The following is a 25,975-nucleotide window of genomic DNA, read 5'->3' as shown; positions in this document are numbered from 1 at the left end:
AGCTCTCACGTTCAGTTTCATCTCTGTTGTCGCCGCGCAGGGTCAGGCCGCTCAAACTACCTCATGGGCGAGTGCTCAAGGGGTTATTCAGGCGGAGCAAAAGGTTTACGTTATAACGGTCGCCCATCCCAGGCGTCGCCACGCGTGCCTCGTGCATTCGATCGACGATAGCGAGATCGTCTGCACGCATCTTGGCCGCACCGCTACTTTCCATGCCGGGGATGTAGCAGCTCTCATTCGACCCGGTGAGCATACGCCCGTGCTTCTTTTCTTTACGGGCTTTTTGGCAGCAGCCGGGGCAGCCACTTGGGGCACTGTGATCCTTGCTCCAATCTGTCCTGTCTGCGCTGTGGCGACCGGAGTTGCGGCAGCGGTTCTGTATGTAATGACTATGGGCAGCGGATTCCTTGCAGATGGGGATTCCGCGGACACCGTCTTGTATCTTGCTGCGGGCCAAAAACTCCAAGTCAGTTTGCGCTGACTACTGAGGCTACAGGCTCCCGTTATTTCGAAGGGATTCGAGGTGGGCGATGGCGGCGGTGTCGGAGGCAGGGAGGGTGAGATGCCCGACCTTCCGGCCGGGGCGCGCCGACTTGCCATAGTCGTGACGCGCGACCGAGGGGAACCGAGCGGTCTCTGTGCGCGGCAGCATAGCCCCGATGCAGTTGAACATCACCGTCGGGCGCGATTCGGTCGACCCGAGGGGGAGGCCGAGGATGGCCCGGAGGTGGTTTTCGAACTGCGAGGTGTCGGAGCCCTCAATCGTCCAGTGGCCAGAGTTGTGGACGCGCGGCGCCATCTCGTTGGCGAGCAGGTGTTGGCCGCGCACAAAAAATTCGACGGCGAGCACACCGATGTAGTCCATCCGATCCAGCAGATGGGTGAGGTGCCGCTCGGCGAGCTGCTGCAACTCAGGATGCGATGGCGCGCGCGAGATGCGCAGAATGCCTTCGCGGTGAAAGTTTTCGGTGAGCGGATAAAACGCAAGTTGCCCTGAGCGGTTGCGCGCAGCAATGAGCGAAACTTCGGTCTCGAAGTCGACCATGCCTTCGAGGATGCACGGCACGCCTTTCACTGCGGCCCACGCTTCAGCGGCCTGATCTGCGTGCGTGAGGCGGACTTGCCCTTTGCCGTCATAACCGAGACGGCGTGTTTTTAGAATGGCGGGCAAACCGATTTCGTGGATGGCTCCATGAAGCGAGACGAGATCGTTGACCGGCGCGAAGGGCGCGACCTCCAGCCCGCAGTCGACGAAGAAGTGTTTTTCGAGGAGGCGGTCCTGCGCGGTGCCGATCGCGCGCGCGTTCGGATAAAGCGGAAGACCGTGCAGCACGTGCGCGTCGATGTTCTCGCTCTCAATCGTGAGCAGATCGACGTTGCGCGCGAACTCCGCGACGGAGTGCGGGTTGTTGAGATCGACCGGCAGCACCGGCGCAACCTGCCCGGCGCAATCGCCCGGCCGCCCAGCGCAGAGAACGTCGGCGCCGACAGCCGGCGCGGCCTCGGCGAGCATCAGCGCGAGCTGCCCGGCGCCAAGGATCCCGACACGTGGACGGCGTGAGTCGCTCATGCGCGTGGGTCGGGGTTAGAGAGTACGGAGTCGGTTTGTGAGCGCCGAAAATCCTCGAGCCCGCGAGCGATTTTCGCGTCGTTCAGCGCGAGGATCGACGCCGCGAAGAGCGCTGCGTTCTTTGCGCCGGCGTTGCCGATGGCGAACGTCGCGACCGGAACGCCGCCGGGCATCTGCACTATGGAGAGCAGCGAGTCGACGCCATGCAGCGCGTGCGACTGCACCGGCACTCCAAGTACAGGCAGCCGAGTCTTCGCCGCCACCATACCCGGAAGGTGCGCAGCGCCGCCGGCTCCGGCGATGATGACGCGGATACCCCGCGACTCGGCGGTAGCGGCGTAGTCGAACATGCGGTCCGGCGTGCGATGCGCCGAGACGATCTCGGCCTCATACGCGACGCCGAGCTCATCAAGAATCTTCGCCGCGTGCTCGAGCGTGGGCCAGTCCGAGCGCGAGCCCATAATGATGCCGACAATTGGAGATGCGATGTTCGTCACTGAGTGCTCCAGTTTCGCAAAACGTCGATGAACGCGCCCTGCTCCAGCGCCTGCACGCGGTCCTTCAGCGAGTCCACGGTATCACCCGGCAGCACGGGGCAGCTCTTCTGCAGCACGATCGGGCCCGCATCAACGTCTTCGGTGACCTGGTGAATCGTGCATCCCGTCTCCTTGACGCCTGAGGCGAGCACCGCCTCATGAACCTTGCGATTCATCAGGCCGCCGAACGCCGGCAGCAGCGACGGATGCACATTGAGCAGCCGCCCGTGCCAGTCGCTGACGAAGTGCGGCGACAGGATGCGCATGTACCCGATCAGCAGCACCAGCTCGACGCGCGCTTTGCGCAGCTCTGCGCTGACGCGCTCGTCGTACTGCTCGCGCGTCAGGCCCGTCGGGTCGAGAAACAGCGACGGCACCTTGTACAGCTTCGCGCGGTCGAGAATGGGCGCAGTCGGCTTGTCGGAGATGACGATGCGGAGGTCGACGGCGAGCGTGCCAGCAGCGATTGCATCCAGCACTCCCTTCAGCGCCGTCCCGCGCGTAGATCCGAGTACACCGACGCGGAGACTCATGCGTGCCTCGCTGGCGGGGTGGCGCGCAGTGCGTTCATGTGCTCAACCCGTCGGCCGATGAGCGCCGTTGTGCCGATGTCCGAGCGATGGAAAAATGGCCCGTGGATGTTTGCGAGGACCGACTCGCAAGTGGATTCGGCTTCGGTGAGATTTCTTCCGCGGGAGACGACGGCGAGCGTGCGCGAGCCGGCAGAGACGAGCGCTTCGTTCTGCATATCGACAGAGCCCAAATAGACGGTAGTGTTCGCAGGCAGGACCTCAGGCACAGGCACCGCATCGCCCTTGCGCGGATGATCAGGATATCCCTCGGGTACGAGATATTTGCACACCGTAGCCGCGGGAGTGAACCTGACGTCGAGATCGTAGAGTGTGCTGGTGACGATCGCGCGGCAGATCGCGACGAGGTCCGTTTCGAGCAGCGTGAGCAGGTTGAGGCACTCCGGATCGCCGAAGCGCGCGTTGTATTCGATGAGGCGAATGCCGTTGCGTGTGGCGATGAAGCCGCCGTACACAATGCCGCGGTAGGGTTCGTTGAGCTCGTGATGCAGCGCGGCGATGACCTGCTCGTTGGTGTGGCGCGCCGCGGCGATGTCGTGTGATGTGAGGAAGGGAAGTCCACCGTTCGCGTCCGTGTAGGAACCCATGCCGCCGGTGTTGGGGCCGCTGTCGCCGTTGAACGCGCGCTTGTGGTCCTGCACAGCAGGCATGTGGCGGAGCGTCGTTCCATCGCTGAAAGAAAGCAGCGAAAACTCTTCGCCTTCGAGCTTCTCTTCGATGACGAACGGATGCCCGGCGTCAAGCAACTCGCGGCAGAACGCCAGCGATTCCTCGCGCGACTGCAGGTGGTCGCCAAAAACCTTTACGCCTTTGCCACCCGCCAGGCCATCGTCCTTGATCACGTGATTGTCGCCGAGCCGCTCGAGGAACGCTTCAACTCCATCGAGAGAAGTGAAGCGCTGAAAGATCGGATTGCCTGGGATGTGGTGGCGTTCCAGCAGCGAGCGCGTGAAGGACTTGGAAGACTCGATGCGCGCGAGCGATGCGGTGGGGCCGACCGTCGCGATGCCGGCGGCCCAAAGTGCGTCGGCCACGCCGGCAGCCAGCGGCGCCTCGGGGCCGATGATGGCCAGCGTGGGTTGGTGCTCTAGCGCGAAGGCGATGGCGTCCGCGGGATTCGTGATGTTCCCCGCGGCGTAGCCTTGCGTGAGCGCGGCAATACCGGGATTGCGCGTCGACCCGAAGCAGAGCAGTGCAGGCTGCCGAGTACTCCGCGCAAGCGCGACGCTAATGGCGTGCTCGCGCGCGCCGGAGCCGACGATGAGGATGCGCTCGCGTGACGGATTCATTTTGCGATTGCCTCCATGATGGCTGCTTCCAGCGGGCGCAGGTCGGGCTCAAACAGGTTGCCGGTGATCGCCTCGTAGAGTTGAATGTAACGCGAGGCGAGCTCGGCGATGAGCTCCGGCGGCGGTGTCGGCAGCGTCTTGTCCTTGTACGGATCGCAGCGCTCGCGAAACCACAGCCGGAAAAACTCCTTGTCGATCATGTCCGGTTCACGACCTTGGGCGAGTCGTTGTTCGTAGCTCGGTGCGAGCCAGTAGCGGCTGGAGTCCGGCGTGTGGATCTCATCGATGAGGATGATGTCGCCTTCCGGCATGACGCCGAACTCATACTTCGTGTCGACGAGGATGAGGCCTTGCTGCGCGGCACGCTGCTGCCCGAAGGCGAACAGCTCGAGAGCTTTCGAAGAGCTGAACTCCCACTCGGCTGCGGTGAGCCAGCCTTCGCGGATGATTTCGCTGGGCGAAATTGGGCGGTCGTGATCTTTCTCTTTCGTGGTGGGCGTGATGAGGTTGCGCGAAAGTTTTTCGTTCTTGCGCATGCCTTCGGGGAGCGTGATGCCCGCGAAGTCGCGCTCGCCCGCAGAGTATTTCGTCCAGATGGCGGTGTCGGTGGAACCGGTGAGATAGCCGCGCACGACGAACTCAATCGGCAGTACGCGGCACTTGCGCGCGAGCAGCGCGTTCGCGTGCGGCGAGCGGATCACGTGATTCGCGACGATGTGGCGCGTGGCCTCAAACCAGTGCAGCGAAGTGCGGTTGAGCACCTGACCTTTGTAGGGAATCGCGCCCAGCATGCGGTCGAAGCCGGACTGCCTGTCCGTCGTTACCAGGAGCAGGCGGTCGCCGAGGTCGTAGGTGTCGCGCACCTTGCCCGGGTACTTGTTGGGTAGCGGCAGATTCGTTTGCGTCAGGCAGTGCGGAATCGCGTCGAGGAGTTCCTGGCGGGAGAGCATCGTAACTAGGCTCCTCCTGTGAAGCGCACGCCTGTCGTGTTGGCCTCCACACGGCCAATCTCTGCGACAGCGAAGCCGGCGAAGGCTTTGGCGAGCGCGGCGTGCTGGCCTGCGGGCGCGATGACGACGAGGCCGATACCCATATTGAAGACGCGATGCATCTCTTCATCTGGTATATGGCCGAGCTGTTGAAGCCATGTGAAGATGCGTTGCGGCTTCCAGGTGGTGCGGTCGATGACGGCGCCCAGACCTTCCGGCAGAATGCGCGGTGTATTTTCGATCAGGCCGCCGCCAGTGATGTGTGCCATGCCTTTGATCGGAATGCCCGCATCGAGGGCGTGGCGGATGGGCGTGACGTAGTTGGCGTGCGGCTCGAGCAATGTGTCGGCGAGGTTCGCGCCGTTGAGTTCAGGGCGCGACTCGAGGATGTCGAACTTGTTGATCTCGAAGAGCAGCTTGCGCGCGAGCGACCAGCCATTGGTGTGCAGACCGGTCGACGAGATGCCATAGAGCACATCACCTGCAACGATGTTCGCGCCGGTCAGGAGTTTCGAGCGATCGACGACGCCCGTGACGAAGCCGACGACGTCGAGATCGCCGGGAGCGTACACGGAGGGCATCTCGGCGGTCTCTCCGCCCACCAGCGCGATGTTCGATTCCTCGCACGCAGCGGACATGCCGCGAACGAGCTCTTCGACGATCGCGGGTTCTACCTTGTGCAGGCCGAGGTAGTCGAGGAAGGTGAGCGGGCGCGCGCCCATGACGGCGATGTCGCCGGCGACTGCTGCTACGAGATCGCGGCCGAGGTTTTCGTAACGCTGCGCCATCACTGCGACGAGCGTCTTGGTGCCGACGCCGTCGGTGCTCTGCACCATGACGGGATCGGCCATGCCTTTTATGGCGTCGGTCAGCGAGAAAAGCGTGCCGAAGGAGCCGAGGCCGGTGAGCACCGCGGGCGAGTGCGTGCGAGCGACGTGCGCCTTCATGCGGCGGACGGCTTCGTTGCCAGCTTCTATGTCCACACCGGCAGATTTGTAATCAATGGATTGTTGCGAATCAGGCATCGTTTCTATTGTCTTCGAATTGGAGGAAAGTTTCGTTAAGGGCATGGCTTTAGCCGTGCCGCAACGCTGTCGAGGCCAACAAAGGGCTTTAGCCCCTGAGGTATGGCTTTACTTCACCCACGCGCGGGCGTTGTCGAAGAGACGCTGCCAGGGGCTGTGCTGGAGGGTGCGGGTCCAGGTGTGCTGCACGCCAAGCGAGATGCGCTCGGGGTGCGGCATGATGATGAGCGCGCGGCCGTCGGCGGAGGTGAGTGCAGCAGTGCCGCCGGGCGAGCCGGATGGATTGAGCGGGTAGTGCTGTGTCGGGCGGCCATAGGTGTCGATGTACCGGACCGCAATTGTGTGGGCGGGGGCTAGTTCAGTTGCGTGGCCTTCGCCGTGCGCCACGATGATGGGGGCGCGTGCGCCTTCCATGCCCGCGAGGAAGATGGAGCTGGTCGGTTGAATCTCGACCATGCAGATCCGCGCCTCATAGCGGGATGAAACGTTTCGGACAAAGCGCGGCCAGTGTTCAGCGCCAGGAACCAGCTCGCGGAGCTGCGCCATCATCTGGCAGCCGTTGCAGACGCCGAGCGAGAAGGTGTCAGGCCGCGCGAAGAACGCCGCGAAGGCGTCGCGGAGTTGATTGTTGAAGAGAATTGTCTTGGCCCAGCCGCTTCCGGCGCCGAGGACGTCGCCATAGGAGAACCCACCGCAGGCTGCCAGGCCAATAAAGCTGGAGAGATTCGCGCGCCCAGCGAGCAGGTCGCTCATGGTGACATCAACGCATTCGAAACCCGCTCGATCAAACGCCGACGCCATCTCGTACTGGCTGTTGACGCCCTGCTCGCGCAGTATCGCGACGCGCGGTTTTGCGAGATTCAGATAGGGTGCGCATACGCGTTCGCTGAGGTCGAACGGAACATCGACGAACAGACCGGGGCGATCCGGATCATCGAGCAGCGCAAATTCCTGCTGCGCGGACTCCGGATTATCCCGCAAAGAAGCGATATGGAAGCTGGTTTCAGCCCACATCTTGTGGAGCGTCGAGCGGACATTGGAGTAGAGAAGCTCTTGGTTTTGAAAGAACGCGAGCTCGTTTTTGGGGGTCGAGTGGCCGATCAAATATGCGGTCAGGCGGGCAGCTTCGATTTGCTTCAGAATCTCTTGGGCGTCTTCTGTGCGGACTTGGACAACGGCGCCAAGCTCTTCAGAGAACAGGACTTGGAGTGGGGAACCGCTGCCAGGCAGATCGATTTTGAGGCCGCAACGGCCGGCGAAGGCCATCTCGGCGACGGTGACGAAGAGGCCGCCGTCGGAGCGGTCGTGGTAGGCGAGCAGCTTGCCGTCGCGGTTGAGTCGCTGGATTATGTCGAAGAAAGCAAGGAGCTTAGCGGGTTCGGGTGGGTCGGGCGTTTCGCCGCCGGTGATGTTGTAAGCCTGCGCCAGCGCGGAGCCGCCGAGGCGGTTGCGGCCCTCGCCCAGGTCGATCAGAATAAGGCTGCCTTCGGGCTGGAGCTGGGGTGTAAGTGTCTTCCTTACATCATTTACGGGGGCGAAGCCGGACAGGATGACCGAGAGTGGAGAGATGACGGAGTGAGCCTCGCCGTTCTCCCGCCAGCTCATCTTCATGGACATCGAATCTTTGCCCACAGGTATCGTAAGTCCAAGCGCTGGACAGAGTTCCATGCCGAGCGTGCGTACGGCGTCGAACAGTTTCTCGTCTTCGCCCGGCGCGCCGGCGGCGGCCATCCAGTTGGCGGAGAGCTTGATGTCGGAAAGCTTTTCGATTGAGGCACTTGCGAGGTTGGTGAGGACTTCGCCCAGAGCCATGCGGGCGGAGGCTGCGGCGTCGGTAACGGCGAGGGGAGTACGTTCACCTATCGCCATAGCTTCTCCCGCTATTCCGTTGAAAGAGCGGAGAGTTACGGCACAGTCCGCGACTGGAACCTGCCATGGGCCAACCATCTGATCCTGCACGGTAAGGCCGCCGACGGAACGGTCGCCGATGGTGATGAGGAAGGATTTGGAGGCGACTGCGGGCATGCGCAGGACCCGCTCCACAGCCTTTCCAACAGGGATTTCCACAGAATCGAAGTGCGAAATTGAGTCGTTTTGAGTGCTTTTAAGCGGGTTTTGAGCGGTTTTGGAGGGCTTAATTTTTTCGATTTTGCGTTCCATTTTGGGAGGTTTCCCAAAAAGGATCTGTTGAGGCAGATCGATGGGGCGAGTTTTCCCATTTGGGTCCGCGGAGTCGATCAGGATGATTTCGAGTTCGGCGGTGGCGCGGCCGACGACTGAGAAGGGGCAACGCTCTCGATGGCAGATGGATGCGAATAGTGGAAGGCGATCCGACGGGAGGGCGAGGACGTAGCGCTCCTGTGCCTCGTTGCACCAGACCTCGAGAGGCGAGAGGCCGGCTTCGGCCTGCGGGATTGCGGCGAGGTCGAAGACACCGCCGACACCGCCGTCTTTGACGAGCTCGGGGAAGGCGTTGGAGAGGCCGCCGGCGCCGACGTCGTGGATGGAAAGGATGGGATTCTGGTCACCGAGTTGCCAGCAGCGGTCGATGACCTCCTGGCAGCGGCGTTCCATCTCGGCGTTGTCGCGCTGGACGGAAGCGAAGTCGAGGTCGGTGTTCTGATTGCCGGATTGACTTGATGCTGCGCCGCCGCCGAGGCCGATGAGCATGGCCGGACCGCCGAGGACGATGAGGAGATCGCCGGGGCGGATGGGGCGCTTCTCGATGTGCTGGGCGCGGATGTTGCCGAGGCCGCCGGCGAGCATGATGGGCTTGTGATAGCCGAAGACCGTGTCGCCAACTTGCTGTTCGTACGTCCGGAAGTAGCCGCAGAGGTTGGGGCGGCCGAACTCGTTGTTGTAGGCGGCGGCGCCGAGCGGGCCCTCAATCATGATGTCGAGCGGCGAGGCGATGTGCGCGGGGCGGGATGGTGCGCGCTCCCAAGGCTGCGGTGATTGCGGAAGATTGAGGTTGGAGACGGTGAAGCCGCAGAGGCCGGCTTTTGGTTTGCCGCCGCGGCCGGTGGCGCCTTCGTCGCGGATCTCTCCACCGGCGCCTGTGGCTGCACCGGGCCAGGGGGATATAGCGGTCGGGTGATTGTGGGTTTCGACCTTGCAGAGGATGTCGATCTCTTCTTCGTGCGAGGTGAAGATGTTGGTCTCGGGATCAGGCAGGAAGCGCAAGCCGGCGCCGCCGCGGATCACGGCGGCGTTGTCGCGGTAGGCGGAGAGGACGTTCTCGTGCGAGACCGCGTAGGTGTTGCGGATCATCGCGAAGAGAGATTTGTCCTGCGGGACGCCATCGATCTGCCAGCTGGCGTTGAAGATTTTGTGGCGGCAGTGTTCGCTGTTGGCCTGGGCGAACATGTAGAGCTCGACGTCGGTGGGGTTGCGGCCGAGGGCGGTGAATTCGCGGACGAGGTAGTCGATTTCATCTGGCGCGAGGGAGAGGCCGAGAGTGCGGTCGGCTTCGCGGATGGCGTCGGCGCCGCGGCGCAGGATGTCGATGGTGGCGAGGGGCTTGGGTGTGTGCTCGGCGAGGAGCTTGTGGAGCTCGTTGAGGCCACCGAAGAGGACGGTCTCGGTCATGCGGTCGTGCAGAGCGGGGAAGAGCGGCTGCGGGTTGCGGGAGCCATGGATTTGCACGACGCGGATGCGCTCGATGCGTTGGGCAGCGGTGAAGCCGGTGTTGAGGAGGATGTCGGTGGCTTTGCTGGACCAGGGAGACTGCGTGCCGATGCGCGGAGCGACGAAGATGGCGGGGTCCGGAAGCGGGGTGTCGGTGAGCTCGAGGAGGTCGGCGAGACGGGAGTGGTCGAGGGCTCCGTCGGCGGTGATGAGGTAGAGGAAGAAGGCGTCGACGCTGGTGACGGCGGGATCGATGGCGCGGAGACGCGCGGTCAGGCGATCGGCTTCGAAGCTGGTAAGAGCGGGCGGGCCGGCGAGGGCGAGGAGCTGCGGCTGTGAGATCTCGGGCGGGGTTGAGACGGCACCGGGCATCGTGCGGGCTGTTCCTCGGGGCAGAGGCCCCAGTTTGAATTTCGTTCCTGAGTTGCGGTTGGTGGCGAACGGGACGCGGCTGACATAGATAGTGTACGTGTGCCGGGAGGGGTGGTTGCCGTTGAGGAATGGTGGGTTGATCGGCAGATGACGGCGTCGTTATAAGGATGTTTCGCAGTCGCTACTCAGTCATGTTATTGACGCCAACCCAATGCCGGCCGTCGCAGCCAGCAAATGACTCAGATAGCAGATGCGAAGGACTATCCGCGGAGTCGCCGGCGAATAACCGAATGTCATCCAGAACGAATCTGGCTTGCTCGGACTTCACGAGCGCGGAGACGTGCGAAGTTCTCCACTGAAGCGCGGCTGAAGAGGATTTCGGAGCGATATCGTCGCGGGAAAGCCACACACGGACCTGAAAGGACCCGTTCTGCTGTCGCTCTTTGTGGTCTGCGAGCGCGGCTTTCGGCGCAGCTAATTTGCTGTCGCCGGTGAACAGTCCGGCGTTGAACCAACGAGGTTCGGGCAAGTTTTCGCGCCGCGGATGTTGGCGCAAGTAGTCATCATGGCAGGCCTGCGCGGTTTGAAGCTGCGCACGGAGACTTTTGCTGAGCAGGGGACTGATCTTCATCATGTCTTGTCCACGCGGGATGCCGAGCGGATGACGTGCCACGATCGCATCGTAGAGATTTCGCGTGACGTCGATTACTGCTTCTTCGTCCAGAAGGCGAGGGAGATCTGAGAGCGTGTTGGAATCAGGAACCTCGTCGCGGTTGTCGTTGAATGTTGTCAGCAGACCATCGTCTTTATCGCGGACAAAGATGGACGCGGTGGTCGCCGAGGCGGTTGTGCCTTTGCCGGGAGAATGAACTTTGATAGACGCTCGGGCGTTGCCCCGTTGGAACCAGACCCAAGCACAAAGGCCGCCATCAGGGTTGCGCGCTACGGCGTACTCCCCGTTCGGGCCCTGCAATCCTTCCTTAATGTTGCATCCGAGGCTTCGCCACTCGATGTGATTGACATGCAATGAAGTGAGCCAGTCTGCGAGGCGCTGAGAAGGCACGGACGGATCGAGCAGGTGGACATCGATCGCTTTCGCGAAAGCCAGCTCCTCGTTATTGGTGGCGTCGCGCAAAGCATTTACGGCGTCCCAGTCGGTGTAGTGCGGACCCGGCAGCGGCGGAGGAGCTTGGTTGGCGGCGTGCTCGCCGGTCCAGTGAGTGCCGTTGCAACCAGTGAGGGTTTGCGTGAGCAGATGCGATGGGCCTTCGGTGCCAAGTCCGTCGAAGAGACGAACGTCATCCACGACGAAGCGATTGTTCTCTGGGATGACTGTCGCGACGATTTCCCAATTCGCTTCGTCGGGAACGAAACCCGGAAGCTTCACGTAGGTGAGGTTCACCGTTACGTCGAATGAGCCGTCCCTCTGAGGTTCTTTGTGAACTGCGAATGCTGACAACGGGATGGCACGTTTGCTACTTCCGACGAAAATGCCGGTATCCAGCCATGCCGGCCTGGGACCGGCATCTGCATCGGGGTGTTGATGAAGGTAGTCCTCCTGACAGGCTCGCGCGGTTTCCAGTTTCTGAATCAAACGCCGGCTGAGGAAGGGCCAAAGGGCGGTCTTATCGGGGCCGGCTGGAATGCCGATCGGGTGCCGTTGCACGATCTGCTGGTAGAGATCGTTTACGCCGCCGGCAACAACAGGTTGATCGAGAAGATGAGGCAGGCCGGAGAGACGATCGGTCCATCCGGTTTGGATAAAGAATGGCTCCTGGACGCCGATATCGGAGTAAAGATGCGGCGGGCCGATGATGCCTTTGTGGAGCGTGCCGATCTGGACGAGAAAGTATCCGCTCTGGCCGCCTCGCCCAAACGAGATACGGATACAGCGCGGGAAATCGTCAGGCCCGAAGGGTTTCAAATCGCAGGTGTCGTCGGATAGCCAGTCTAGAAGTGTGACATGCGGCGGTCCAGACCTGAGCCAATCCTCGAGGCGCTGAGAGGGCAGGGATGGGTCGAGTGTCTGGACGTCAATGGACTTCGAATACGCGATGACCTGGCGTTCTGTTAATGGGGATTGCGCATGCGAAAGAGGACTGAGTAAGAGCGGCAGCATTAGCAGGAGATGCGCCTTCGTCACTTCGGCCTCGGTGATGTGTCTCCAATGCTTAGACACCGCGCCGAGGTGAAAGGTTCCTCACACGACAATTCGGAGTGGACCAGGTGCTGTTAGGTTGGGCGCTTCGGTTAGCGGCAGTGGCATGCGATTTCTTTGACAGCTTCTTTTGCTTCCTTGAGAACAATTGGGAGCAGGAACAGAGCGGCGACGGAATCCGCCCAGGGAAGATGGAAGACGAAGTTCAAGAGTAGCCCGGCGAGAGCGATCCATGACATGTATGCACAGATGTTGCTCTGTGCGGCGTCGGCGTTGAGGGCGCGGCTGCCAGTCTGCGCGGCGCGGCGCTTCTTCGCTCGGCCGAGGAGAGGCATGATGATGGCGGCTGCCACGAGAACTGCTATCCCGAGCAGGGTAGGTTCAGGCTGAAACTGATGTTTGAAGAGGCTGAGGGCTGCGGTGATGAGGATGTAGGCCGCCAGAATGTAGAGGAGATATCCCGACAGGCGCGCGGCACGCCTTTCCGCGGATGGCCCTAAAGCAAAGCGGCGCAGCACGACGAACGCTGAGATAAGCTCGATGCCGCTGTCTGCGCCAAAGGCGGTCAAGGCGACGCTGTGAGCGCGGATGCCAGCGTAAAGCGAGAGCGCGAGTTCAATGGTCATCCAGGCGATGGTGAGCGTTTGCAACAGGAGAACGGAAGGGGCTCCAGCGGTGTCGGGCGAGACGTGTTCCATGATGATTTTTGAGCCGGAAGCGGCGGCTGCAATCATTATGCTCGGCGAGAGACGCGAGGGCATATGCTGATGCCGCGCGCTGGGACGGCCAGGGCGCAGAAGGCCGGGTAGCGATTTTGCTTTACACTCTGCGGTGCAAAGTGTAGGCTTTGTGTTGCAAAGTGATGGGACCGATGACCGATCTTAATCGTGCGCTGGTTGATATACGGAGTATTCGGCGGCAGGTGGCCCGGACCACGGAGTTCCGGGGGTACGGGCCGCTGACGCTTTCGGCGACGGCGTTGCTGGCTGTGGTTGCGGGTGTGGTCCAGCAAAGGTGGATTCCGGAACCGGCGGCGCATCCGGTGAGCTATGTCGCGCTGTGGCTTTCGACGGCGATCGTGTGTGCGGCGCTGATTGCGACGCAGATGCTGACACGGGCCAACCGGTTTCATTCCGGTATTGCGGACGAGATGATCCGGATGGCGGTGACGCAGTTTCTTCCGGCAGGAGTGGCCGGGGCGGTGCTGCCGCTGGTGTTGCTGCATGCACCGCGGGAGGTTTTCTGGATGCTGCCGGGGCTGTGGCAGATCATCTTCAGCCTGGGTGTGTTTGCGTCGTGCCGCTGCCTGCCGCGGTGGATGCTGCTGGTGGGCGCGTGGTTTCTGCTGACGGGCTTTGTATGTCTGGCGCTGGGGGACAACCGTGCGCTGAGCGCGATGATGATGTCCGGCGCGTACGGGGTGGGCATGGCGGCGGTGGCTGCGATTCATTATTTTTCCTGGAAGGCTTCGACCGATGAAGAAAAAGAGTTCTAGTTCCGCGGCACCGTTTGCGTATGAGGGCCTGGATCGGGTGATCCACGAACGCGCGCGGCTGAGTGTGCTGACCTCGCTGATGACGCACGCGGATGGTTTGAGCTTTGTGGAGCTGAAGCAGCTTTGCGGATTGACCGATGGCAATCTGGCGCGGCATCTGCAGGTGCTGGAGGAAGAGAAGATGGTTCGGCTGACGAAGGAAGAGGCGGATGAGGGCCGGGTGCAGACGACGGTGCGGGTGACTGCGTCGGGGCGGAAGCGATATCTGGAGTACCTGACGATTTTGGAACAGGTGGTGCGCGACGCTGCGGGTGCTGAGGCTCAAGGGGACGAGGAGTCTTTTCGGCGGAAGTTGACGCCGGCAAGCGCGTAAAGAATGTGAGGGCGTGGGCCATTGAGAGGCCGCGCTGCGCGCTCTAACTTTGTATTGCAAAGTAAGTGGAAGCTAGATCATTAAAGGAGAAGATCGATATGAATACGTTTGCTTCGGCGCCTCAACCCTACTGGCCTCGCGTTCGCTCACGCTCGCTGGGTGTGAAGTTTTTTGTCGTGTTGCTGCTGGCGTTCGCGATGAGCATCTCGGGCTTTTTTGTGGAGGGACTAACGGAGGGCCGAGCCTATAACCACGGCGTAGCGGCGGCAGTGGATTACAGCTCGCAACAGCCGAAGACGGTGCTGGGCATACGGCTGGTGGATTCGTATCGATCGACGATGCGGTCGGTCCACTACATCACGTTGTTCCTGGGGCTGGTGTTTCTGACGTATTTTCTGTTCGAGGTGAAGACGAAGAAGAGCGTGCATCCGGCGCAGTATGCGCTGGTGGGGATCGCGCAGACGATCTTCTATTTGCTGCTGCTGTCGCTGGCCGAGCATATCGGGTTCGATTTGAGCTTTTTGATTGCGGGCGCGTCGACAGTGGGGCTGTTTGCGATTAATACGGAGTGGGTGTTCCGGAGCAGGAAGCTGGCGCTGCGGGCGCTGGCGGTGTTCACGGCGGTCTATGGGTTTATTTATGTGCTGTTGCGTGTGGAGGCTTATGCGCTGCTGGTCGGCGCGGTTACGAGCTTCGCGGCGATCGCGGCGGCGATGTACATGACGCGGAACGTGGATTGGTATGGGGAGGCAGAGTTGGCGGGGAGTTCTGCGAGCGGAGGGGACGGGCCGGTGCGGGAGTCTTGGTTGAGGTAGTGGTGTGTGAGAACCGGGTCCCGGAAGTGGGACCCGGGCCACCCGGAAGTTCCCAGGGAGAAAGCGGGAAGCAGTTGTGGTGAAACGACCGCTATCGGGGTCCTTCGACTTCGTAGCTCACGCGGGCGCGTGAGCTACTTCGCTCAGGATGACGATGCGTTCGTTGTTCTGAATTGCTGGTTGTGCAGGCTCCCTCTAATTCAGAACTGCCAAGTCATTCTCGGCTGATATGCGGGGGAGCGCGTGATCAGAGGTGGGCAGAGAGGTTGCGGGTGATGTGGGTGTCGACGTCCTGATTGCGGCGGGTGGTGTCGTTGCGCTGCTTTTCGAGGGTTTCGAGGTAGGCGGCGGTGACGTCGCCGGTGACGTAGGTGCCGTCGAAGACGGAGGTGTCGAAGTGGGTGAGGCCGGGGCAGACTTCGGTGATGGAGCTCTTGAGGTCGCAGAGGTCCTGGAAGATGATGCCGTCGGCGCCGATGTTTTGCGCGAGCTGTTCGATGGTCTTTCCGCTGGCGATGAGCTCGGAGCGCGCGGGCATGTCGATGCCGTAGACGTTGGGATAGATGACGGGCGGCGCGGCGGAGCAGACGTAGACGTTTTTGGCGCCGAGCTCGCGGCACATTGCGACGATCTCTTTAATCGTGGTGCCGCGAACGATGGAGTCGTCGACGAGCAGGACGTTTTTGCCGGAGAACTCCTGCGGGATGGGGTTCAGCTTGCGGCGGATGGAGGACTGACGCTGCGCCTGGCCGGGCATGATGAAGGTGCGGCCGACGTAACGGTTGCGCACGAAGCCTTCGCGGTAGGGAAGGTTGAGGCGCGTGGCGATTTCGAGTGCGGCGGTGCGGCTGGTTGAGGGGATGGGCACGACGACGTCGATTTTTTTGTCCGCCCATTCGCGGCGGATCTTTTCGGCGAGCTTGATGCCCATATTGATGCGGCACTGATAGACGGAGGCGCCGTCGAGGACGGAGTCGGGACGCGCGAGGTAGACGTACTCGAAGAGACAGGGCGATTTTTCGTGCGCGAGCTTCGACTGGAAGGTGTGGAGCTGGCCGTTCATGTCGATGAAGACGGCTTCGCCGGGCTGGACGTCGCGCTCGAGTTTGAAGCCGGCGACCTGGAGGGCGACGCTCTCGGAGGCGATCATGTACTCCTTCGACTGGCCGGAGAAGAGGCCTTCCTTACCGCGGGAGCCGAAGACGAGCGGACGGATGCCGTAGAGATCGCGGAAGCCGAGCAGGCCGACGCCGGAGATCATGGCGACGACGCTGTAGCCGCCTTTGCAGCGGCGGTGAACTTCTTCAACGGCAGCGAAGATGTCTTCGGGTGTGGGCTTCGCGGCGCGACGTTGTGTGAGGGCATGCGCGAAGACGTTGAGCATCACCTCGGAGTCCGACGTGGTGTTGAGGTGACGGAGGTCGCGCTCGAAGATGCTCTCGACGATTTCGGCGACGTTGGTGAGATTGCCGTTGTGGGCGAAGACGATGCCGTAGGGGGAGTTTACGTAGAAGGGCTGCGCTTCGGCGACGGAGCCGCAACCGGCTGTCGGATAGCGAACGTGGCCGATGCCGGCGTTGCCGAGCAGCTTGGCCATATTGCCGGCGTCGAAGACGTCGGTGATGAGTCCGTTGCCCTTGTGAAGGTAGAAACGATCTTCAAAGGATGTGGCGATTCCGGCAGCGTCCTGACCGCGGTGCTGCAGCATGGATAAAGCGTCGTAGATTGTTTGACCTACCGGTTGGTGTCCGAAGACACCGACGATGCCACACATTTTCCCTCGTCGCCCGAGCCCGTAAAACAAGCGCGTATTTCTATTTTATTTGTTTTCTCCAATGTCTGCAGGACGACACAGGTGGCTGCGGGGTAGAGCGCGTTTGGGCGCCTCAGATTCTGCTCTGTGCAACGGAAGTTGTAGCGGATGCGAGAAATCAACAGTTAGATGCCTATCGCAATATTCCACATGCTAACGAAAGGCGCTGGGTGGGGGTCGAACCCGAAACGCAGCGAACGACATGAGCCTCGCGGTGGAGTTCCAGGCTCGAGTAGCAGCAATAGCATCCTGACCCTGGCTGGATTCAAGAGGGAATCGGCTTAACCCAGGTGCGACCCAACTTTGTGCCTTCGGCACGAAGCGGGAAAGCTGTTGTCCGAAAACGGATTCGCTAGCGGTTTGCATTGAGAGGAACCGATTAGTGAATTCTGTTGTGTTTGATTTTTTGAAGCGTCCGGCCCGTCGTGTAGCAGATCGAAACACCACACCAAAGTCGACAGACCCATGTAACAACCGCGAAGTTGTAGCGGCTGCTCCCCAGACCGGGAGCAACTTGCTACCCCTACGTGATGAAGGTATCGACACCGATTGGTGTACTGGCCCTAATGCCCAACGACCAGCATTGCTCTGCCTTGTAGGGAGCGGTCGCGGCGCATCCAGAGGGTTCGGTATGCGGATGAAGTTTTTGGCCACGGTTGTGGCGTTCGGGGTTGTTGTAAGCCTGTTGTGCTCCGGTTGTGGGTCCGGAGTAACGGTGATGGCGATGGTCAGCCCGTCGATCAACCAGGTTTCGCCGCAGGTGGTAACGGCCGGCACGCCGAACGTGACGGTGACAGTGCAGGGCGCGAATTTTGAGTCGCAGGCCGCCCTAACAGTGAACGGCACGGCGGTGCCGACGACAGTTGTAAATTCAACGACGCTGGCGGCAAATATCAGCGGCACGACACTGGCGCAGCCCGCGGTGGCGCAGCTGCAGGTGCGGAACAGCGATGGGGCATCTTCGAATCAGGTTCCGCTGACCGTGACGAGTGCGCCGGACAACGGAAATTCGCTCGGGATCACGACGACGAGCCTGCCGAGCGGACAGGTTGGAGTTGCTTATACGGACACCTTTACCGCGAGCGGCGGCAATTCTCCCTATACATGGACGGTTTCCTCAGGTACGCTTCCAGCTGGGCTGACCCTTTCCACCACCGGGGTACTATCGGGCACACCGACAGCCAGCGGGTCCTACACGTTTTCCATCACGGTTACGGACTCGCACATGTTGACGAAGACGATTACGTTTTCGCTCCTGGTGAGTGCAGCGACAAGTTCGTCGGCTTTGCGCGTCACCACGACAACGATGCCCGCCGCACAGGTGGGTGCGACATATAGCACGACGCTGAGCGCGACGGCTGGAACTCCAAGCTATACATGGTCGATTTCGTCGGGCAGCCTTCCGGCGGGACTGGTCCTGTCGAGCAGCGGTGCGATTTCAGGCACGCCGACAACGGCAGGCACGTCGACGTTTACAGTCGCGGTGAAGGACAGCGCCGCGCGTACGGCTTCGGCACAGGAGTCGATCACAGTCTCTCCGGCGGCGTTGTCGATTACGACGACGAGCCTGGCGGCGGCAACGAAGGGAAGCTCGTACAGCGCGACGCTGAGCGCGACGGGCGGAACGCCGAGCTACACGTGGTCGATTTCGTCAGGCAGCCTTCCGGCTGGTTTGACTTTGTCGAGCGCGGGTGCGATTTCGGGGACGCCGACAACGACGGGAACGTCAACGTTTACCGTGGCGGTGAAGGACAGCGCCACGCATACGGCGACGGCGCAGGAGTCGATTACGGTCTCTGCGGCCGGATTGTCGATTACGACGACGAGTTTGGCGGCGGCAACGAAGGGAAGCTCGTACAGCGCGACGCTGAGCGCGACGGGTGGAACGCCGAGCTACACATGGTCGATTTCTTCGGGCAGCCTTCCGGCGGGTCTGACTCTGTCGAGCGCAGGTGTGATTTCGGGCACGCCGACATCGACGGGAACTTCGACATTCACGGTTGCGGTGAAGGATAGTGGATCGCCTGCACAGACGACATCGTTGCAGGAGTCGATTACGGTTTCTGGTGCGGCATTGTCGATAACGACGACGAGCCTGGCCGCGGCAACGAGTGGAAGCTCGTACAAGGCGACTCTCAGCGCCAGCGGCGGAACACCGAGCTTCACGTGGTCAATTTCGTCGGGCAGCCTGCCGGCGGGTCTGACTCTGTCGAGCGCGGGTGTGATTTCGGGCACGCCGACATCGACGGGAACTTCGACGTTCACGGTTGCGGTGAAGGACAGCGCATCGCTGACGGCGACGGCGCAGGAATCGATCACCGTCTCCGCAGGTACGCTGACGATTACGACGGTGAGCCTGGCGTCTGTGAAGAACGGCAGCTCGTACATTGCGACGCTGGGCGCGACGGGAGGCTCGGGGAGCTACACATGGTCGCTCGGGTCGGGCAGCCTTCCGGCTGGACTGAACCTGTCGAGCGGAGGCGTGATCTCTGGAACGCCGACGGGATCGGGCACGTCGACGTTTACGGTTGCGGTGAAGGACAGCGGATCGCCTGCACAGACGGCATCGCAGCCGGAATCGATCCAAGTGATCGGCGGCAGCCCAACGATTACGACGACGAGCCTGGCCGCGGCAACGGATGGAAGCTCATATAGTGCGACGCTAAGCGCGACGGGTGGAACCCCGGGCTACACGTGGTCGATTTCGTCGGGCAGTCTGCCGGCGGGGCTGACTCTGTCGAGCAGCGGTGTGATCTCGGGAACGCCGACGGCGACCGGAACGGCGACGTTCACGGTTGCGGTGAAGGACAGCGCATCGGCGACGGCATCGCAGCAGGAATCGATTGCGGTAGGTGCGGCGGCGAGCAAGTTGACGATTACGTCGACGAGCCTGGGTGCTGCGCAGACGGGAAGTTCGTACAGCACGACGCTGAACGCGACGGGCGGTACACCGAGCTATACGTGGTCGATTTCGTCGGGTAGCCTGCCGGCGGGTTTGAACATGTCGAGCGGCGGCGTGATCTCGGGTAAGCCGACAGGAACGGGAACGTCGACCTTTACCGTTGCCGTTACGGACAGCTCATCGCCAACACAGACTGCTTCGGTGCAGGAGTCGATTGCGGTTACGTCGTCGCAGCTTGCGGTGGTGACAACTTCGTTGAGCTATGGCACGACAGGCACCAATTATTCGGCCACGGTTAGTGCGAGCGGAGGAACTCCGACGTACTCATGGTCGGTGGCTTCGGGCAGTTTGCCGGCAGGACTGTCGATGTCGAGCGCAGGTTTGATCTCGGGTACGCCGACAGCGACGGGGACCTCCAGCTTCACGGTTTCCGTGTCGGATAGCGAGTCTCCAACCGCGACGGCGACGGCGCAGGAGTCGATCACGATCAATGCTCCGGCGACGCCTGGCAGCGCCCAGATCTACGTGTTCCCACAGGCGCCGGTTGCGCCGCGCGGTTCATACCAGACGGTGACTGCGATCGTGACGGGTGTAAACGACAAGACGGTGACATGGACGACGGATGGAGGCACGATTGTCGGAACGAACCCGTGCGTGGCGAATGAGCCCTGCACGGTGGCGCTCTACTCGACTTCAACCGGTACGTATCACCTGACTGCGACGAGCGACGCGAACCACTCGATTGTGGCGACCTCGACGATCACCATGACGGCATCGCCGGTTCAGAGAACGGATCACCCTCGCTTCCTGGTGACCTCCTCGATGCTGCCAGCGTTGCAGGCAAATGCAACCAGCGCCAACCCAGCGTACGCCGGCCTCCAGGCCCTGGCGAGCCGCTACTATTCCAGCGATTCGTCCATCTGGACGTTCTCGACGTGGAACGGGAGTGGGTGCTCCGGCGGTTCAGGACCAACGTCTGATCAGAGCGCGAACTACCGGGAGAATGATGCCTGGTGGATGACGATCGTGGGCTTGCTTGATAACAGTCAGGCTACGCGGCAGCAATACGGGTGCGCAGCTCGCGATGTGTTCATGACGAACATCGGTTACGTGCTCAATGGTGAGATCGGCCTGTTGCAGGGGAATCGATGGGCAGATGGTGCACTTCAATGGGCGCTTACGGCTGATTGGCTTATGGGCGGCGGGTACCTGAGTGCTTCCGACCAGACCACAGTCCGCGCGTATCTGGCGATGCTGGCCTACGATCAGATCAATGACATCTACAACGGTGCGCTGGCACAGATTGGCGACTACAACTCCAATGCTCAATTCCTCCAGACGAGTGAATGGTCGATCACGGGAATGCGGTCGATGGGAAATAACTACACGCACGCTCGAATTCTCGTTCTGACAGCGGCCGCCCTTACGTTTAACGACAACAGCACCGACGATCCGCCGCTCACCAATACCTGCAATGCGACACGGTACCAGGTCTGCCCTGACGGGACGGCTGGATCGCTGCACGCCTACTGGACGTATGTGTCCGGCGGGATGCTGTATAAAGACTGGGCTACCATGGAAGACCCTTCCGTGGTTCAGGCCGCCTATGGATTCAGCAGCACCCCAACATGCAACACGGCCTGGCACACCCCTACTTCGTGCCTGGGACAAGGGCGCGGCGGTGAGTCGAGCGAGGGAACGAGCTACGGTGCCTCGATTGTGAAGCTGCGTTGGGCTTTGAACGCAATTCATACGGCTGGTTATGACGATCCTTTGCTGTACGGACCGCAGATGAGCATGGATTCGATGAGCTACTGGGATCTGCGTTATGTGTCAGACCTGACCCAACTGACGGGCCGAAGCGGTGTTTCGACGGACCAGTCGCGTTGGAACTACCTGACGGATGGCGACTCGCTGAACTACTATCTGTACCCATCCGGCATGGGCACCGAGGCCGCGATGCTGTCGGCTGACGCTTATGTTGGAAGAACAGATGACTCTGCCGGCCTGGAATGGCTGGTTGCCAACAGCGCCTTCGGAGGTGCAAATGGATCGGTGGGGAACTGCCAATTCTACTGCGGCATCGTGAACGAACTGGGCAATGATTACGCTTCCACGGTTGCGCTTGACCTGTTTATCTCTTCGGCGCCGGACCCCACAGGCCAGCTGACCGATCCTCGCACCACTCTGCCTACCGATTGGTTCAACGCAGGCAATCAGCACATCGTGGTGCGGGATGGCGGCTGGACTACGGGCGCGAACACGATCTTCTCGTCCTATTGCACGAATACGCAGATCGACCACGAGCATCAGTTCTGCGGTGGCTTCGACCTGTACAGCCAGGGCGAGTACATCACGAAGGGCCGAATGGAGTTCAACGACTATAACGATGAGTTCAGCGCGGCGTGGAACAAGAACAATCTCGACCTGATTCAGTATCCGGGGCAGACATGGTGCACGTCTAACCCCTGGTGCACATTCAATCAGGCGGCCACTGATGGAGGCCAATTCTGGCATGGCTATGAGTCGGGGCTTTCAACTCTCTACCACTCTGAACTGCCCGGATATGTTGCGGCCATCGTTGACGACCATAATGCGTTCAACGGCGCATGGGGCGTCTACAGCAACTTCAATGGTGTGACGGGGGCTTCACGTTCCCTGATCTATCTGCGCGGACAGAATGAGGTGATCTACTATGATCGCGGCGACACGGGGTCGAACGCCTGGGAGAAGGCAACCTATCTCGTTGCAACCGGGGCGCCCACGATCACAGGGAACACCGCATCATGGCCTACACGATCGGGTAAGCAGGAGGTGTTCTGGACGGCGGTTGAGCCGGCGCAGACGGCTCCTTCCCTCGATACCACGTATACGGACGCAGACGCTGCGCGTGACTGGGAGATATATGGGCGGATGAAGATCGACGCAGGGAGCGTAGCCACGGCGCGGTTCCTGAGCGTTCTGCAATGGGGTCCTGCGGGGTCGTCGGTGACGGCGTCCACACAAGTAACCTCGACCTCGGGCACAAGCTTTGAGGGAGCTCTGGTTGGATCTACGGTGGTGATGTTCATGCATGATTGGCCAGCAAGCTTCACGAGCGTGACCTATCCTGCATCCGGCGCTACCACTCAGTATGTGTCTGACCTTACGCCAAACACGACTTACTCCATATCCGGAGCAGGTGCGCCTTCCACTGCAACCACCGATAACGCTGGTGTCCTCACGTTCAGCGCGAGCGGGTCAGGAAATATAACGATCTCACCCAGCGGTAGCTAGACGATCTATGGACCTGCCAGACCAACGACAGGTCCCTCGGAAGTGTGTTGAGAGAAGGCGCCCTGAGTTTGTAAAGACCCGGGCGCCTTTTTTCATTCTGCCAGTCCAGTCAGGTCTATCAATTAACAGAAGCGCGAAGTGCGGAGGTGCCCGAAACATAAGCCGTATGGAGGCGTGATAGCATGCGAGCAAATCGGAGGTGGCCCGCAATATAGCTGTGCGGCTGTTCTTTGAGAGTAGCGAGCAGTGAAGTGGAGATTCGCAAGACTTCGCGCCAGTCGAATTCGATCCCGGAAGAAAAGAGATGCTGTTGTTATGTCCAAGCTCACGAGCGTGATTCTTCTCGTCTTTTGTCAAATTACTGTGGCGCAGAAGATCTTTGTGTATCCACGAGTTGCAGTTGCTCCTCGCGGCACCTATCAGAGCGTTACGGCGATCGTTACAGGCATCAACGACAGGAGGGTTACCTGGACGGCTTCAGGGGGCAAGATTGTGGGCGGCAGTTCGTGCGCGATAGATGAGCCGTGCACGATCGCACTTGTCAGCGATACGGCCGGAAAATATACGCTAACGGCTACGAGCAACGCTGACCATTCGCTGTCGGGCTCTTCAGAGATCAGTTTCACGGAGTCGCCGCAGCCGGTAACAACGCATCCGCGGCTGGGCCTCACCGTCGAGATGCTGCCGCGTTTGAGAGCGAAGGCGGTTGGAAAGAATCCTTTGTACGAGAGCATCAAGGGAAAGGCCGGCAGCTCTCTCGAGAGGGACGCAGGTATCTGGAGTTGGACGTGCAAAGGTGGATCGGGCCATCCGAGTTCCGATCAGTCGCAGAGCTATAAAGAAAACGATGCGTTCATTTTTGCCATGATGTCAGAGATCGCGCCGACGAAGCAGGAGCGCGATCAGTGGGGATGTTATGGACGCGATGTGTTCATGACAATGATCGGATACGTGATAAGCGGGTCGCTCGATCTTGGAAAGGGAAATCACTGGGCAGACAGTGCAAGAGAGTTCGCGTTCACGGCTGATTATCTGCTTGGGGGAGACTATCTAACGCCCTCGGACATGAATGTGACTCGGCACTACCTGGCGAAGCTGGCGTTCGAGCAGATCAACAATATCTATAACGGCAATCTGGCGGTGATAGGTAAGTACAATTCGCCTGCGCAGTTTGAGGAGTCCAGCGAGAATTCGTCGACGATCATGCGTGGGATGGGGAATAACTACACGCATGCGAAGATCCTGCTTCTTACAGCGGCAGCGCTGACGTTTAATGACAACCCCACGGACGATCCGCCGCTGTCGAATACGTGCAATGCGACGCGGTACCAGGTGTGCCCCGACGGTACGGCTGGATCATTGCACGCGTATTGGAGCTATGTGAGCGGCGGCATGCTCTACAAGGACTGGGCGAACATGGAAGATGCCGGCATTGTGCAACCGGCCTATAACGCGGCGTTCAACAACCTTGCCTCTCAGCCGATGTGCAATACGCTGTGGCACATACCGATGCCTTGTCTTGGGCAAGCGCGGGGAGGTGAGTCCAGCGAAGGTACAAGTTATGGCAGCTCGATCGAGAAACTGATGTGGGCGCTGAATGCGATTCATACGGCAGGCTATGACGATCCGCTGCGATACGGGCCGCAGATGAGCCTTCACACGATGAGCTACTGGGATCTGCGCTATGTGGCCGATATAAGTTTGCTTACTGGTCTTAGTGGTACTCCAGACGACAAGGGGCACTGGAACTTCATAACTGATGGCGACTCACTGTCTTACTTTATCTATCCGTCCGGCTACGGGGCGGAAGCCGCGATGCTGGAGGCAGATTCCTATGTAGGCAGAACCGACCGCACGGCTGCGTTGAAATGGCTGTTGATGAATTCAGCGTTTGGAATGGCTGACGGAAAGGTCGGAGCCTGTAAGTTCTACTGCGGGATCGTCAGTGAACTGGGTAATGACTATGGATCGCGCATCACGCCTAACCTTTTCGTTACGCTTACAGCGGAGGACCTGACGAATCTGACTGATACGCGGGCGTCATTGCCAACGGACTGGTATGACGCGGGGAATCAGCACATTGTTGTGCGGGATGACTGGACCATCGGAGCAAACACGATTTTCTCGGATTACTGCACGAACACACAGATTGATCACGAGCACCAGTTCTGCGGCGGATTCGACCTCTACAGCCATGGTGAGTACATCACGAAAGGCCGGATGGAATTCAACGACTACAACGACGAGTTCAGTCTGGCGCGGAACAAGAACTCCGTAATGCTCATCCAGTTTCCGGGTCAGACGTGGTGTACGGCAAACCCGTGGTGCAGCTTCAATCAGGCTCTAACGGATGGAGGGCAGTTGTGGCATGGCTACGAGGCTGGCCTGACAACGCTTCGTCACGCGGAGTTACCCGGCTATGTTGCCGCGATTGCCGACGACCGCAATGCATACGACGGAGCATGGGGAGTGTACGCCCACTTTAGAGACGTAACGGCAGCTTCACGGTCCCTGGTGTATCTGCGCCGATTGAACGAAGTGATCTATTACGACCGCGGAGAGACGGGCTCGAATGCATGGGACAAGGCAAACTATCTGATCACAACGGGCCAGCCCAGCTTCAAAGGGAACACGGCTTCGTGGCTAACACGTTCCGGGCGGCAGAAGGTGTATTGGACGGCCCTGGCGCCTTCGGGCAAAGCGCCGGAACTGGAGAAGACCTTTGACGATGGAGATGCCAAGAATGATTGGGAGATCTACGGTCGGATAAAGGTGGACGCGGGGAATATTGGATCGGCAAGGTTCCTGAGCGTTTTGCAGTGGGGGCCGACGAACTTCTCAGCAACGGCGCCGTCGCTGGTCGTGTCCAGCGGCGGAAAGAACTTTGAAGGAGCTCTGGTCGGCTCGTCAATAGCGATGTTCATGCGTGAACGGTCGGCGAATTTTACAACGATGTCCTATCCAGCTTCCGGAGCGACGACGCAGTATGTTGCGGATCTCGCACCGAACATGTCGTACGCGATTTCGGGGGCAGGCGCTCCGGAGCGGGCAACGGCGGACAATGCCGGCGTCCTGACGTTTCACGCAGATGGCCAGGGAAGCATCACAATCTCAGCAATTCATTGAGCTCAATGCCGGTCTAGAG

The 25,975-nt window shown here is 60.6% G+C and carries 16 protein-coding genes; 5 read left to right on the top strand and 11 right to left on the bottom strand.

All coding sequences use genetic code 11. The features are described from left to right. Positions 1-61 precede the first annotated feature (61 nt). From VGU25_08530 to VGU25_08485, 10 genes are all read right to left on the bottom strand, one after another. The gene (locus tag VGU25_08530) at positions 62-253 is read right to left on the bottom strand and encodes a hypothetical protein (GenBank protein ID HEV2577243.1); all 192 of its coding nucleotides are present in this window, start codon (positions 251-253) and stop codon (positions 62-64) included. 237 nt (positions 254-490) lie between these two features. Next, positions 491-1,570: a 5-(carboxyamino)imidazole ribonucleotide synthase gene (locus tag VGU25_08525; GenBank protein HEV2577242.1), complete on the bottom strand. Its 1,080-nt coding sequence runs from the start codon at positions 1,568-1,570 to the stop codon at positions 491-493. Further along, positions 1,567-2,067, bottom strand: a complete 501-nt coding sequence (purE, locus tag VGU25_08520; protein ID HEV2577241.1) for a 5-(carboxyamino)imidazole ribonucleotide mutase — start codon at positions 2,065-2,067, stop codon at positions 1,567-1,569. The genes VGU25_08525 and purE overlap by 4 nt, the downstream gene beginning before the upstream one ends. Then, positions 2,064-2,639, bottom strand: coding sequence for a phosphoribosylglycinamide formyltransferase (gene purN, locus VGU25_08515; GenBank protein HEV2577240.1), 576 nt, complete (start codon positions 2,637-2,639; stop codon positions 2,064-2,066). The genes purE and purN overlap by 4 nt, the downstream gene beginning before the upstream one ends. Next, positions 2,636-3,985 (bottom strand): phosphoribosylamine--glycine ligase, encoded by a 1,350-nt coding sequence (gene purD / locus VGU25_08510; protein HEV2577239.1) that lies wholly within the window; start codon positions 3,983-3,985, stop codon positions 2,636-2,638. Before purD ends, purN begins: the two co-directional genes overlap by 4 nt. Continuing rightward, entirely contained in the window at positions 3,982-4,935 is a 954-nt protein-coding gene (locus tag VGU25_08505; GenBank protein HEV2577238.1) for a phosphoribosylaminoimidazolesuccinocarboxamide synthase, read from the bottom strand. Before VGU25_08505 ends, purD begins: the two co-directional genes overlap by 4 nt. Positions 4,936-4,940: 5 nt before the next feature. Then, on the bottom strand, positions 4,941-5,999 hold the full coding sequence (gene purM / locus VGU25_08500; GenBank protein ID HEV2577237.1) for a phosphoribosylformylglycinamidine cyclo-ligase: 1,059 nt from the start codon (positions 5,997-5,999) through the stop codon (positions 4,941-4,943). A 108-nt stretch (positions 6,000-6,107) separates the two neighbouring features. Next, positions 6,108-9,998 carry a phosphoribosylformylglycinamidine synthase gene (purL, locus tag VGU25_08495; GenBank protein HEV2577236.1) on the bottom strand — a complete coding sequence of 1,297 codons (3,891 nt, stop codon included), beginning with the start codon at positions 9,996-9,998 and terminating at the stop codon, positions 6,108-6,110. A 181-nt stretch (positions 9,999-10,179) separates the two neighbouring features. Then, on the bottom strand, positions 10,180-12,141 hold the full coding sequence (locus VGU25_08490) for a hypothetical protein (GenBank protein HEV2577235.1): 1,962 nt from the start codon (positions 12,139-12,141) through the stop codon (positions 10,180-10,182). 107 nt (positions 12,142-12,248) lie between these two features. Next, positions 12,249-12,917: a cation transporter gene (locus VGU25_08485; protein HEV2577234.1), complete on the bottom strand. Its 669-nt coding sequence runs from the start codon at positions 12,915-12,917 to the stop codon at positions 12,249-12,251. Positions 12,918-13,027: 110 nt separating this feature from the next. Here VGU25_08485 and VGU25_08480 point away from each other — a divergent pair, with 110 nt between their 5' ends. The 3 genes from VGU25_08480 (at position 13,028) to VGU25_08470 (ending at position 14,839) form a co-directional block, all read left to right on the top strand. Next, positions 13,028-13,651, top strand: a complete 624-nt coding sequence (locus VGU25_08480) for a hypothetical protein (GenBank protein ID HEV2577233.1) — start codon at positions 13,028-13,030, stop codon at positions 13,649-13,651. Further along, a complete protein-coding gene (locus VGU25_08475) occupies positions 13,632-14,024 on the top strand; it encodes a transcriptional regulator (GenBank protein ID HEV2577232.1) in 393 nt (130 codons plus the stop codon). Before VGU25_08480 ends, VGU25_08475 begins: the two co-directional genes overlap by 20 nt. Before the next feature lie 98 nt (positions 14,025-14,122). Then, positions 14,123-14,839 carry an inner membrane CreD family protein gene (locus VGU25_08470; protein HEV2577231.1) on the top strand — a complete coding sequence of 239 codons (717 nt, stop codon included), beginning with the start codon at positions 14,123-14,125 and terminating at the stop codon, positions 14,837-14,839. Between the two features lie 247 nt (positions 14,840-15,086). On the opposite strand, the gene purF is transcribed toward VGU25_08470, so the two are convergent. Beyond that, positions 15,087-16,613 (bottom strand): amidophosphoribosyltransferase, encoded by a 1,527-nt coding sequence (gene purF / locus VGU25_08465; protein HEV2577230.1) that lies wholly within the window; start codon positions 16,611-16,613, stop codon positions 15,087-15,089. Positions 16,614-17,289: 676 nt separating this feature from the next. Here purF and VGU25_08460 point away from each other — a divergent pair. Both VGU25_08460 and VGU25_08455 read left to right on the top strand, forming a co-directional pair. Further along, positions 17,290-22,830 carry a putative Ig domain-containing protein gene (locus VGU25_08460; GenBank protein ID HEV2577229.1) on the top strand — a complete coding sequence of 1,847 codons (5,541 nt, stop codon included), beginning with the start codon at positions 17,290-17,292 and terminating at the stop codon, positions 22,828-22,830. Between the two features lie 315 nt (positions 22,831-23,145). Next, complete coding sequence (locus VGU25_08455; protein HEV2577228.1) at positions 23,146-25,956, top strand: hypothetical protein; 2,811 nt, start codon at positions 23,146-23,148, stop codon at positions 25,954-25,956. Positions 25,957-25,975: the final 19 nt, after the last annotated feature.

It is taken from the genome of Acidobacteriaceae bacterium (genome assembly GCA_035944135.1).
Classification (GTDB): Bacteria; Acidobacteriota; Terriglobia; order Terriglobales; family Acidobacteriaceae; genus Granulicella.
This window is presented reverse-complemented; position numbering and strand designations above follow the sequence as displayed.